The sequence below is a fragment of the uncultured Gimesia sp. genome, from assembly GCF_937919775.1.
GTDB lineage: Bacteria > Planctomycetota > Planctomycetia > Planctomycetales > Planctomycetaceae > Gimesia.
Window position 1 is genome coordinate 1 of the sequence record NZ_CALFPF010000263.1, and the last position, 13,249, is coordinate 13,249.

Genomic DNA, 13,249 nt, shown 5'->3' on the forward strand with positions numbered 1-13,249 from the left:
AATGAAACGAGGCTTTCGCTTAGATAGCTTGAGGAATCATAGTGGATTTTCTCCTGAATGAAAGGACTGTCAAAAGCAAGATTCAGCAGATCTGAAATTCTTTTCGGAGATCGAAAACCGTCACAAGTCTTACTTTGTAACGAATTTAGAAAAATGGTCAACCATTTTGTTTTTTGTGTTTTTTCTTGTAAACGCATATGTGAATCGCGTATCCTATAGTCAACATTTCTTACCTAAGACGTACTTCTTTAATTATCGTTGTAAGAAGATTTATGAAATCAAGCCGTTTATTCAGTCCGGGTGGAGCAGTGAATGCTTTAATGAGACGCATTCCGAGCAGTGCGTTTATATTAATCATCGCATTGTCGGTTTCCCGCATCAGTGCAGAAGAGGTGAAGGTTCTCAAGCCCGTCACTCCTGTTCCGGCTGCTGCGCTCTCAGAAGTTTTTTTCAAGACGGTTCCTGATTCATTAGAGGATCTGCAGGCGATTGAGAAACAGGTGACTTCGCTCACCGAGTTATCGATTCACAGTACCGTTTCGGTGCGTGTGGGTGATGCACAGGGGAGTGGTGTGATCATTGATAATAAAGCCGGTTATATTCTGACCGCGGCACACGTGATCGGGCTGGCTCAAAAAAATGCCACAATTATTTTACACGATGGCAGAACATTAAAAGGCAGGACGATGGGTTTAAACCGGGGGATGGATGCCGGCCTGGTGAAACTTGTCGAAGACAGCGAAATTGATATCAGCAAACTTTCCCAGGTGAAGATGGGAGATATTTCCAAACTGGAGCCCGGAGAATGGGTGCTGGCAACCGGACACCCGAATGGTTATCAGGCAGGGCGCGAGCCTGTCGTCCGACTGGGAAGAGTGGTCTCTCGCAAGAAACATCTGATTCAAACCGATTGCACGCTGATCGGGGGAGATTCCGGTGGACCTCTCTTTAACATGAAGGGCGAGGTCATCGGCATCCACAGTCGTATCGGTCCTGCAACCAGTTGGAACTTTCATATTCCCGTCTCTGCCTTTCAGGATGACTGGGATAAACTGGTTTCCGGAGATATGTGGGGCGCGAAGCCTCTGGGGCAGAACGCCGTGCTGGGAGTGAATGGAATCGATTCTGACGAAGGCTGCAAAGTGACGGGTGTCACGCGAGGTTTTCCTGCGGAAATCGCGGGATTAAAAGCAAACGATCTGATTATTCAATTAAACGAAGAGAAAATTACAGGCATTGAACAGCTGGCTGAAGTCGTTCAACAATATAAACCCGGTCAAACCGTGCAACTCAAACTGATTCGAGATAAGAAAACGATCCTGGTTGAAGTGCAACTGGCGGCCCGAGACTAAATGAAATTTCAGAAAACGATTCGATCTTCTTTTATTGCTCTGAAATGAAGATCAAGGTAATAATGCAGGTCTGAGGAGATGCTCTTGAGCCACGATCAAAAAAATAGAAGTAAAAAGTCGATCAGCGTTCAGTCTCTATTGGCGTTTTTGATCGTTCCGGTTTTCGCCGGATGGCTGATTTCCACGGGTTATGCCGAGGATCAATTACAACCAAGCCAGTTAACCGGTGGCTCCCAGATTCGTAAAGCCTTTCGTTCTGTGGTCTCAACACCCCGTTCATGGACGGTGCGGATTCGATCCAACGGAAAAGAAGCCTGCCTGGGCGCCATTGTGGGAGCAGATGGTTGGATTCTGACTAAGGCCAGCCAGTTGGAAGGACATCTCACCTGCGAGTTATCGACATCAGAACGACATGAAGCAGAGATCGTCGGCGTCGATGGCAAACTGGATCTGGCATTGATCAAGATTGATGCCAAAGGCCTGCCCACAGTGAAATGGCAATCGGCCATCGATCCCCGGGTCGGTCAGTGGCTGGTGACACCCGGCTTAAGTATGTCGCCTGTCAGTGTGGGAGTTCTCAGTGTTCCCCGGCGTGCGATCAAGCCAGAGCCCGGTGTGCTGGGAGTACGTATTGACGACGCTAAGGGGGGCGCACTGGTCAAGCAGGTCATGCGCGAGAGTGGTGCAGAAGAAGCAGGACTTCAGGCCGGCGATGTGATTTTGAATGTGGCTGGCGAAGACATTGAAAGTGCGAGCGCCCTTTCAAATTTTGTGCAGAAGTTCCTGCCGGGAGACCGGGTGCTGCTGAAAGTCTTACGGGAAAAAGAAGAACTCACTACGGTCGTCGTCCTGACCGACCCGCAGATGCTGATTTATGACCGCTTACGCGAAATGCAGAAAAAAATGGGCGGGGACTTAAGCCGTCGTAAAACCGGTTTTACGGAAGTCTTACAGCACGATACCGTGCTCCGCCCGGAAGACTGCGGCGGTGTGATTGTGGACCTCAAAGGAGAGGCGATCGGGTTGAATATTGCCCGTGCAGGCAGAACAAAATCCTTTGCGATTCCAGCCAACCATGTCATTCCCATGATCGAAAAGTTGAAACTGAAACAGTATGCTCCCTACAATCCCGTGAAGGATGCGAAAGAACATACGGTTTCGACGAATACGTCATCCTGATTCGGTCAACGCGAACTGGCGGTCGAGTTGTGTTCGAAATTTTCTGACCGCTTGCTCCTGCAAGCCGTTCGTTCTCACTTTTCCGAGACAGGCTGCGCCACGAATTCCGATGATATCCGGCGAGACCTCTGCCAGTGATGTCAGGGTTTTCGAATCGATCGATCCGGCCAGTGCTATTTTTAATTTATGGGACCGTGCCTGCTCAATCAGTGCTTTCAACTCATCGAGAGACAGAGAGTCCAGCAGGTTTTGCCCCTGTTTGGAATAAGTGTCGATTAAAAGTCCCGCAGACCGGCTTTCGATGGCGGCTGTGAGAACGTCCTGTGGGGAAATCGCTTTTGCCAGTTTCCAGTCTGCATAAGCGACAGCAATCCACTGAAACGCGGTGTTGTTTCTGGCTTCGATCCGTTGTCTCACTTCCAGCCAGTGTGAATACCAGTTGCACAGCCCGGCCGTGTGCGACAGACCCATTTTCAGGTAGGTGATTTCTGCAGGAATGAGGGGGGCGGAATCTTTTTCCTGCCATTCCCGCAGTTCTCCCAGAGCCATACTGACCGGAACAGAGACGGGGCGATTGCGCAGAGACTCACATATCGAACACAGTGTCGACTCATCAACCATGCCAAGCGCCCCGTTCAAGGGGTCTTTGAGATCCAGAATATCACAACCCCCCCGCAGTGCGGGCTCGATTTCGTCCCGATGCCGAATGCTGACCAGTAGCTGTACGTGATGTGAATTCAAAGCAGGAGCCTTCCTGGCGTGATTAAGGAGTGTGGTTTTCTGCCGGTTCGTCAACCGCGGGATGACGCAGGGCTTTGCCCGCCAGACTGCCTGTGGGAAATCCGGCATTGATGGCCGGCTGTCCGTTCACGAACAGGTAGCGGATTCCTTTCGAATATTGATGGGGGTCATCGAAAGTCGCCTGGTCAATCAGTTGTTTTGTATCAAAAACCACGATATCTGCATACGCTCCCTCGCGAAGATAACCTCTGTCTTTGAGTCCTAGAATATCAGCAGGCAGACCCGTGGCACTACGGACCGCATGTTCCAGTGGAATGACTTTTTCCTGGATCGCATAATAACCCAGCTTGCGTGGAAAAGTCCCGTAATTTCGTGGATGAGGGCGATCTGACCCCGGCAGATAGGCACGACCGTCCGAAGCCGTCGCGACCCAGTCAATTTTCATAATCTGGCGGACATCGTCTTCATTCATGCTGAAATTCACAACAGAAGCTCCGCCATTACGTGTGATTTCCAGCACAATCTCCAGCACACTTTTATTTTCCGCGTCGGCGATTTGTTGCAGATTTTTTCCCACCCATTTTGGATTATCAGAATAGCGGGCAATCCGGATGGCTTTTCCCCCTTCGCGCTTTTCAATATTATTCTCGATTTGGCTGATGATCTTTTGAGAAGTTTCCGGTGCTGCCAGGCGTTCAATCAACTCTTTATCGCTGCCTGCTCTAGCCCAGGGAGGGATCAAAGTGGCACCCAGTGATGTGCTGGAAGCAATATAAGGATATTGATCTGCGGTGACGGTTTGTCCCTGTTTTCGTGCATCGTCGATCATCTGAGCGGCTCGGATCACCAGTCCCCAGGCGTCTTGCCCACTGGATTTGAAGTGAGAAATATGCACGGGTAGTTTTGCCTCCTGGCCAATTTTCAGGGCTTCATTGATGGCGGAAAGTAATTCCGTGCTTTCATTGCGGATGTGACTGGCATAGATCCCCCGGTGTTGAGACACAATTTTCGCCAGTTCAATCAGTTCGTCTGTCTGCGCATAAGAACTCGGAACGTAAATCAGACCGGTTGACATCCCCCAGGCGCCGTCCTGCATGGCCTTGAGAGCCAGCGTTTTCATCGTTTTCAGCTCTTCAGGGGTAGGCTCTCTTTGGCCGGACCCCATGACCTGATCACGCAGAGAACCTTGCGGGATGAGATGCATAACATTTGTACCGCTTCCCGTAGTATCGATTTTACGATAATATTCTCCCGTATCGACCGGCCCACTGCCGCAATTACCTGTGACAATCGTTGTGCATCCCTGGGTGACAAAATTCATATTGGCACGGGTCAGTGGGGAAATAATCTGCCGGTCGCTATGGTTATGTAAATCAATAAACCCAGGGGCGATCGTCAGGCCGCGGCACTGAATGATCTGGTCAGCCGGGACAGTGATTTCCGGGCCGACAGACACTATACGTTCGTTCTTGATGGCGATGTCGCCTGTAAATCCGGGCTTTCCCGTGCCATCAATGATCGTTGCCCCTTTGAGGATCAAATCGAGCTGTTCTGATTCCTGGGCGGATACCGATAAAACAGGAATGAAAATCAGAAGCAAGAGATAAAGGCAGGTGCGCAAGCAAAGCTGTCCCATATGAGATGAACCCCCTGTAAGCTTGAAATTGACGGTGTGCGCTCTCAATTTATGAAGATTTGACGTAGTAATGATCAAAGTATCGCTAAAACCGGTCAGAACTGCCAGTAAGAATGTCTATTTCTGGGCTTTGCACGACTAATCTATTGTTGATATATATCGCCCCTTATATAGTTGCCTGATTCGCTGAGAAGCGGTTTTTTGTTGAGACCCTCTGTTCCCTGTAAGGAACGTTTGAATGTCAAGATGGTCTTTCGAGAGATTCATAGTGGGAAGAGTTGAGAGTCATGAAACGAGAAGATGTGCGGAACATTGCTATCATTGCGCACGTGGATCATGGGAAGACGACGCTGGTTGATGCCTTATTACATCAAAGTGGTCATTTTCGTGATGCTCAGTTAAAAGGTGACTGTATTCTGGATTCGAACGATCTGGAACGCGAACGCGGAATCACCATTTTAGCCAAAAACATCGCTTTGATGTATAAGGGCGTGAAGATTAACATCATTGATACTCCCGGTCACGCGGATTTCGGTGGTGAAGTCGAACGTGTTTTACGAATGGCAGATGGCGTTCTCATCCTGGTGGATGCCTTTGAAGGTCCTCGCCCTCAGACCCGCTTTGTTTTGAAAAAAGCACTGGAATGCAACTTAAAGCCGCTCGTGGTCATCAATAAAATTGACCGTGCCGACTGTCGTCCCGATCATGTGTTGAGCGAGATGTTCGACCTGTTCGTCGAACTGGACGCAGACGATGAAACGCTCGATTTTCCCTATATCTATGCCAGTGCCCGCGAAGGTTTCGCGACGCATGACCTCGACAATTTTGGCGACAGCATTCATCCGCTGTTGGACATGGTCCTGGAAAAAGTACCAGCGCCCGATGTCAATCAGGATGCACCGCTGACAATGATGGTCACCACGTTGGAGTGGTCCGAATATGTCGGCCGCGTGGCAACAGGCCGCATCAACAGTGGAAAAGTTCGGCCTGGCCAACGCGTGATGGTTATTAAACGCAACGGAGACCACATTAAGAGCACCGTTGATACGGTTGAGTTATACAACAATCTGGGACGTGCCCCCGCCGAAGAGGCTTCTGCAGGCGACATTGTCGCTCTGATCGGATTAGATAATCCGGAAATCGGCGATACCATTGCCTGTGCAGAGAAGCCCCAGGCACTGATTCGGATCGACGTGGATGAACCGACATTATCGATGTTATTTACGATCAACAGTTCTCCGCTGGCAGGACAGGATGGTAAGTATGTCACCAGTCGTAATCTGCGTGAACGGCTGATGCGCGAACTGGAATCGAATGTGGCTTTGCGTGTCACAGAGCGCGAGGATAAAGATTCCTTCTCCGTTTCCGGTCGCGGCATCCTGCATTTATCAGTTCTGATCGAGCAGATGCGACGGGAAGGTTATGAGCTTTCCGTCGGCAAACCAGAAGTCATTCGCAAGAAAATTGACGGGAAATGGCACGAGCCTTTTGAATCTTTGGAAGTGGATGCGCCTTCGGAAGTCGTCGGGTCTGTCATGGAGCTGGTCTGTGCCCGCCGTGGCCAGATGGTCGATATGACTTCCAGTGAAACAGGTATGTCACACCTGAAATTTTCGATTCCTGCCCGTGGTTTGATTGGTTTGCGAACACGGTTGCTGAATGCAACGCGCGGTGAAGCGATCATCAATCACCGTTTCGAAGCTTACAAGCTGAGTGAAGGGGAAGTACCCCGCCGTGCGAACGGTGTGCTGATTTCCCAGGATAAAGGTCAGGCAGTCGGTTATGCATTGTGGAAACTGCGGGACCGTGCCGAGTTCTTTGTGGGACCGGGAGCTGATGTCTACGAAGGGATGATTGTCGGGGAAAATGTTCGTAACAATGACCTGGTTGTGAATGCGATCCGCGGCAAAAAATTGACCAACGTTCGCGCTTCCGGATCAGACGAAAATATGGTTCTCAAACCGCCGCGTGACATGAGTCTCGAAGCGGCTTTGGAATACATTGAGTATGATGAATATGTGGAAATCACTCCCAAGATCATTCGTCTGCGGAAAATCTATCTGACGGAAAACGAACGCAAACGGAATCATCGTACTACGACGGACGAGTAAAGTCTGTGCTGTGATTTAACGATCCCAATGCTTGAGCTTGCCCACGAGCTCAAGCATTTCGTTTTTACGCTTCTCAAACATGCCAAACAGGGTCAGGATACAGATTCCCAGACCGATTCCGAACGCCCACCACGGCCAGATATGACCGAGGGACTGGGATGCGTGCCAGATCATACTGACAATCGAGAGCGTCAGAAATGAAGCTCCGACATACAGAAAGGCACGGACCCTGAGCATCATCCCTACCAGGATGCCCAGCACGGACAGGCCACACAAAATGACCGGCAGCCATAAGTTGTTCGCCACGCCGGCGATAAACATGTCTCCGGTCGAACTGACGTAAATCGTGATCGTGGAGAAGTAGCGGATGGCGGTGAGCTGTGCGGAACTGAGTCTGCTGCGATTCAAATGCGTGGCGATGAGGACCGAAAGTGCAGGAGGAATCAACCAGAGTTGGGGATGCTGCGTGAAGACCTGCCCCTGTTCCACCCAGAAGGCCCAGAGCGCACCGTTGCCGGCGAGCGCAGCCAGCGTGGTATACACGAAAGACTTTCTCCATAAGCTCATCACCACATACACAATGCTGATCAGTAAGAGAATCATCGAATAATCGCCGACAACCGGTGACGCCTGCCGGGAAGCCGCATGAATCCAGAAGCTGAGTGCTGGCAGCAAAGGTAAAAAGGCGCCGGTTCGCTGGAGTGGTTCTGACAGCACATTCAAACCGATACGCTCGAAGAATTCTCCCACCCCGGCACCGGCAAAAGCGATAGCGATCACAATGTACGGCCAGTAAGGCAGGAGATAGCCACGGAAGAGTTCCGGCAGCGTGAGGTAGATGTGCAGGAACAGCAGGGCCAGAACAATTTCAGCCGCATAAACATACAGCATGCGTCGTTTCAGAGGAAATTGAAACGGATCATATTTAGGAACCGCTGCCATCAGGATCAACGCGGCGGAAAGGGCAACCAGAGTCGCAGAGACAACGGCAATTCGGGCTTTGGAGATCACCAGCGGAATATCGGCCAGTAAAAATCCGGTTTCTGAAATCAGGATCGACAGCAGCGAGAGACCAGCGGTTATCAGAAACGTGCGTGAACTTTTTCGTAATGCGTCAGACCAGTCCTGATGAAGAGTCGGCCATTTGACCAGAATCAGCGTGGTCACCAGACTCAGCACGGAAACCACTTCCAGTAATCGAATCAGGTGATCGAGCCAGTAAAAGTTACCCTGTACCGGAAGTAACGCCCAGCCGAAATACAGGCAGCCAACTCCACCGGCCAACAGGGCCCGTTTTTTGAACATCTGCGAGAGTTCGCGCTGATTACTCATTGCGTAGAACGCGAGGCCGGTGATGGCGGTTCCCAGAACCGACCACCAGCGCAGATTCTGATCTTCAAAACGGAGCACACTGTGCAATAAAGAGAGCATGGCATAAACCGAGAGGAAAGTCACCGCGGGAGGCAGCCAGTTTAAGGATTGCTTCCGAAGGGATTCCAGATTGGGAATCGCAAATGCTGTAGCACTGTGGATCAGCACTACTCGCAGACGCCATAAACCGCCGAGCAGACAGGCATAACCGGCCATCGCCAGGCCCGAATGTTGCGCCAGCAGGCGCAGTTCGGTTTCATTGCTGAGGTAGGTTGCAATTCCACAGATTCCCACGGTAAACAGAGCCGGCAGCGAATAACGGCTTTTCGGGTCCCAGAGCAGGCCGAAAAGCAGGAGCGAGATTGAGATTAACGCAACCCAACCCGCCAGATCGCGAATGACAGGTACGTCTGTCGAAACCAGCAACGTACGAGAGACCGTAATCAGCAGGGTGTAGAACAGGACGAGACCGGTGAGGATTCGCGACAGAATCTGCTGAAGCGCTGGTTGTTCATTTGCAGCCGCGTCTTCTGAAATACGTTCCTGCTGATAAAGATCAATGATCAGCCAGCAACCCGACATGACGGCTGCCGTCGTGATCAGCCACTTGAGGAGATCCATTCCGTTTTGTACTTGAAGCTGAATTCCCGGATCAAACCAGTGGGCAGTGATCAGAAAGATGGTACCTGCTGATGCGGTGGCCAGCGATGCGTATTTGAGAATTTCTTTGCGAAGTGTTATGCCCAGAATGACATAAATGACCGTCCACACCGTTGAAATCATGACTGCAGGAATGGGACGCAGGGGATCTGACCAGCCGCCACGGAATGCAAACAAAAATAACATCAGACCGATTAACTGGGACCAGAGCCAATACCGATTCGAATTGGCCTGATGGTCCAATTCATCCGGTGATTGGCGCGACTCCAGCACAAATCGCAGCGTGTGAAAACTTCCCACGAGAATCAAACCGACTTCCATCAGCAGGTTTATCTTCCAGGCAGTCAATTGCGAGTGTTGCCAGAACAGAACTGTTACCAGACCGATGAAAGCCAAACTCAAAAATGTCAGTCCGTTTGTTTTGAGGCTGCTGGAATAGCGGCGGGAAAACAGTCTGACGCTGATAGCCGCGACGATGATGGTCAGCAGCGCGATGGGCGAGGTGTCCGGGAAGAACGGCTTCCAGTTGTGTTCGGGGTTGTTCAGATTCATCAGGAACGGGAGCAGATACGGGATGACGACCAGGCATAACATACTCGCAAAATGCCCGCGAACGAACGGCCAGGAAACCGGGGACAGACTTTGAAGGTCCCGATACTGAGGATTGATTTGCTGTTCCATAAACAGCCAGAAAATTCCATAGAATGCAAATGCGAGTCCGGTATAAATCGAAATGCGAATCAGATCATCCCAGTAGAACGAGTTCAATGGTTCCGAAATCGTGATGATCGTGCCCGTGATTACCGTCGCGGCGAGGAAATGCGAACCGATCAGCATCCAGCCTGTGGAACGAAAGTGAATGGCATAAAACACAGCCGCGACCATCAGCATCAGAATCGGGACACAGAACGCCAGGAGCGGTTTGATCAGTGCAGAGATTGCTGCAGGTTCAAGCTGGGGAGAAATTTCCAGCCAGGAACCGAAGACCTGATAGATTGTCAGAGCAAGCAAGGGAAGGCAAGCGCCCAGAACACTAAGATTGCACCACGCCGGTTTGTCTGCGAACAGCTTCGGCAAGTAGCGCAACCGGATTTGTTTTGAACGTAAATATTGCATAACTGATTCTGATTTTAGAATCAGTACCGTCATGAAAAGCGTATAGATCCCCAATGCCCAGCGCAGGGCATCCGCGGTGCGATGTTGTTCAATAAAGTAACCCGCAATCAGGAAGGGAACGAGATAGGTCATGAACAGCAATCCCTGCGTGGCGTTTTTCTGGTAGCGACTGTTGAGATAAGAGACACAAGCAACGGTTAATAAGCCCAGGCAGCCCCAGCTCCAGACGCTGAAGGCTTCTGTTGAATGGGGGGCTGTAAACCCGATGGTTGCTAAAGAGAGGTTCAGATTTCGGAGATTGAGAGCAACAGCGAGGAGTAACACACTCAGAATGAAACCAGACATGGTACCGAAGCCGTATTCCCGAAATTTGCCCATAGTCACGATCGTCAATCCAAGTGTGTAGAGCAATAATGCCAGCAGGAAAGGGGCCGCATAGTGATGTACTTTCTGCATTTGATACGCCAGTTCAAAGTCGACAGCGATAGCAGGAATGATCGACAGAAAGAGCACGAAACCTGTCGTGACAAGCGAACCAGCCAAGAGCACAGGTTGAATGTTCAAACGCGAGGCCCGAGCCAGAGAGCCGAGCAGATTCCGGGAATATTTTTTGGAATGAACGGCCGCTCCCAGCAGAATCCAGATCGCTACTGCCATGATATGAACTAACCAGTATTTGGGATGCGACCAGCGGGAGTGTTCCCAGAGACCGTAATGCTCACCGATGGCAGTTGCTACGTACAGACTGCCCACCGTTCCCGCCAGTTGCGAAAACAGAAACCAGAAATCGGATTTTTTTATCAGAGCGACCGTGATCCAGATCAGCAACAGCCAGAACGCATAACAGGCATGCATTTCCGCCGACATGGTCTGCAGGAGCACATACGGGACCAGCAGTACTGATGTCAGTAAAGAACCATTCACGATGGGAAGCGTAAACGGATTCGATTTCAATGGAAGGATGGACCAGGGGGGACTGGAATGATTTCTGGAGCGGGACCAATAATGCAATCCGAACAGGAAGCTGAGTCCGGCCGTGGCATGGATCAAGCAGCCCCAGACAAAGGGGGCATCCGGCAAGAGATCATAGCCGGACAGCCAGCTTCGGAATGACACATTGATACAGAGTGCGTGTTGTAGAGTCAGAAACCACAGGCCTGATGCAATGGCTGAAACGAACTGCTTCCGAATCCGCCAGTTGGCGATCAGGCAGGCAATCGAATTCACGAGCAGAGAGAGTGTGGTCCAGATATGATCGGTTCGAGTAATAAAGCCGGCATAAATGGCGATCATGCTGGAACCGACGGAAAAACATCCCGCTGCATAAAAATAATACCGGGCGGCTTCTTCTTTCTTGGCACGTTTCAAAAAGAGAGTTGCGATAGAGGCGAGGATGGCAAACGCGATGAAAACCACAGCACTGCGTCCCAGCAGAAGTGATTCGACCAGGACACGTTGTGAAGTGCCCTGCAAGGCGATGGTGTCTGTGAGGACATGAAAACCGAGTAAACCGGCGATCGCTGCCGAGATCAGAGCCGGTATATGGCAGAAGGCAAACCGGCCTTCGAGAGCCAGTAAAGTCAGGCTGATGCCATTGACGATACCGAGTACGATCATGATCTCAACCCGCGGCCAGGCGATAGCGAAGTTCATCAGCATCATTAAGGCCGAAAAAACCGCGAGCGAAGACCCGGCCAACGACCAGTGCGGTGCTTCGTCTTTTTCTTTTCGATGATGCAGAACCAGCCCCAGTCCCATCAGCAGCATTTCCATGACCGAGACCAGCGGTGTCAGATAGGCAAACGTTTCCAGACGGTTGGTCGAGTACCAGACTAACAGCCAGCAGGGAGCGAGCACCGCGAAGAGCGAAAGACCGCCGATGGTTGCCAGTTCGCGGGCCAGAGAATCCGTGATTTCTTTCCAGTGAAAGGTCCGCCGGAGGATATTTGTCATGGCGATGATAAAACAGCCAACAGGCAGGATCGCCAGCAGATTCGTGCGCAGAAAAGAGGGCTCGCCGATCGCGATGCGAGAGATAATCAATTGTCCCGCCGACGCACCGAGTAACACCGCCAGCAGTTGCCAGCGTCCGAAACTGACCAGAATCCGGCTGGCGGAATAGACCATCCATCCAAACGCCGCAAAGCCGATGCTGATCGCAAGGATAAATAACGGATCGGTGATCGGGCGATGGTCGGAGAGTCGGATCGCGGCCAGAAAGTTGAGCGGGACCAGCAGGACGGTGATCAATAACAGCCCGCGACTCGTGGATTCCAGTTTCCAGCGTTTATATGTATAGAGTCCCGCACCATGAATGGCGGCGGTTGCCAGCAGGAACAGCAGCGCGGGGAGGTAGGGAATCTGATTTTTCAACGTCGACCAGAGACTGACAACCAGGCCGATGGCACTCCCTACAATCAGCAGCCCGCTGATCAATTCTCCCCAGCGAATATTTTTTTCTTCCATGAATGCACTCAGCAGAGAACCAAGCGGGCGTTTCTCTGCTGGTTTTGCAGTTTCAGGAATCAGAGTCGCAGGGCGTTTCTGGACGGTTGGTTCATCGAGGAAATCATCGTCGTCCAGAAAATCGGCGATTTCTGAAGAGGAGCTTTCTTTAGCGTTCTCTGTTTGTGGTGAAGTCTGTAATTCGGGAGGGGAGACCGCTGGTGTTTGGATTGTGGGCTCTGATAATGGCGGGGCAGTTGCTGTTGCGGGGGCCGCGAGTTCTTCGGCCGTGTAGAGCAGGAGCTTCTGAAAATCCTGCTCAGGGATTTTTCCTTCATAGTATAACCGCCTGAGATAACGCTGTGCGGTCTGTCGATCTTCGGTGTCTGTTCTCGCAGCAGGAGCAGGCAGGGGGGAAGAATCGTCTTTGGTCAGGAATTTGACGAACGCGGCGGCAAGCAGCCAGAGACCATGACCAATCAAGGTGATCATCGTCAATCCGATCAGAAGTCCGAAGATCACTATGTCCATGTCATTGATTCCTGTTGAAGACGATTACGCATACATCAGATCGATAAACTCTTTTATAAAGGCGTTAGCTTCTACAATATATCACTCACAAACTATCAGTTTGCATC

The 13,249-nt window shown here is 51.1% G+C and carries 7 protein-coding genes; 3 read left to right on the plus strand and 4 right to left on the minus strand.

Features of this window, described 5'->3' with window-relative positions; all coding sequences use genetic code 11:
- A partial coding sequence (locus Q0294_RS07015) for a hypothetical protein (RefSeq protein WP_299462455.1) occupies window positions 1-197 on the minus strand: 197 nt, incomplete at its 3' end.
- A 75-nt stretch (window positions 198-272) separates the two neighbouring features.
- On the opposite strand from Q0294_RS07015, the gene Q0294_RS07020 reads away from it, so the two are divergent.
- The gene (locus Q0294_RS07020; RefSeq protein WP_299462458.1) at window positions 273-1,352 is read left to right on the plus strand and encodes a trypsin-like peptidase domain-containing protein; all 1,080 of its coding nucleotides are present in this window, start codon (window positions 273-275) and stop codon (window positions 1,350-1,352) included.
- 84 nt (window positions 1,353-1,436) lie between these two features.
- Window positions 1,437-2,531 (plus strand): PDZ domain-containing protein, encoded by a 1,095-nt coding sequence (locus Q0294_RS07025; protein WP_299462461.1) that lies wholly within the window; start codon window positions 1,437-1,439, stop codon window positions 2,529-2,531.
- Here the strand turns inward: Q0294_RS07025 and Q0294_RS07030 are convergent.
- Both Q0294_RS07030 and Q0294_RS07035 read right to left on the minus strand, forming a co-directional pair.
- The gene (locus Q0294_RS07030; RefSeq protein WP_299462464.1) at window positions 2,523-3,272 is read right to left on the minus strand and encodes a (5-formylfuran-3-yl)methyl phosphate synthase; all 750 of its coding nucleotides are present in this window, start codon (window positions 3,270-3,272) and stop codon (window positions 2,523-2,525) included. The genes Q0294_RS07025 and Q0294_RS07030 overlap by 9 nt on opposite strands.
- A 22-nt stretch (window positions 3,273-3,294) precedes the next feature.
- Complete coding sequence (locus Q0294_RS07035) at window positions 3,295-4,908, minus strand: D-aminoacylase (protein WP_299462467.1); 1,614 nt, start codon at window positions 4,906-4,908, stop codon at window positions 3,295-3,297.
- A 287-nt stretch (window positions 4,909-5,195) separates the two neighbouring features.
- Between Q0294_RS07035 and typA the strand changes: the two genes are divergently transcribed.
- Window positions 5,196-7,019 (plus strand): translational GTPase TypA, encoded by a 1,824-nt coding sequence (typA, locus tag Q0294_RS07040; protein ID WP_299462470.1) that lies wholly within the window; start codon window positions 5,196-5,198, stop codon window positions 7,017-7,019.
- A 15-nt stretch (window positions 7,020-7,034) separates the two neighbouring features.
- On the opposite strand, the gene Q0294_RS07045 is transcribed toward typA, so the two are convergent.
- On the minus strand, window positions 7,035-13,142 hold the full coding sequence (locus Q0294_RS07045) for a hypothetical protein (protein ID WP_299462473.1): 6,108 nt from the start codon (window positions 13,140-13,142) through the stop codon (window positions 7,035-7,037).
- Between the last annotated feature and the right edge of the window lie 107 nt (window positions 13,143-13,249).

What these genes read in the sequence shown, in the direction of transcription:
- Q0294_RS07020 (WP_299462458.1), top strand. Translation starts at nt 273, where the DNA reads ATGAAATCAAGCCGTTTATTCAGTCCGGGTGGAGCAGTGAATGCTTTA.
- typA (WP_299462470.1), top strand. Translation starts at nt 5,196, where the DNA reads ATGAAACGAGAAGATGTGCGGAACATTGCTATCATTGCGCACGTGGAT.
- Q0294_RS07035 (WP_299462467.1), bottom strand. Translation starts at nt 4,908, where the DNA reads ATGGGACAGCTTTGCTTGCGCACCTGCCTTTATCTCTTGCTTCTGATT.
- Q0294_RS07045 (WP_299462473.1), bottom strand. Translation starts at nt 13,142, where the DNA reads ATGGACATAGTGATCTTCGGACTTCTGATCGGATTGACGATGATCACC.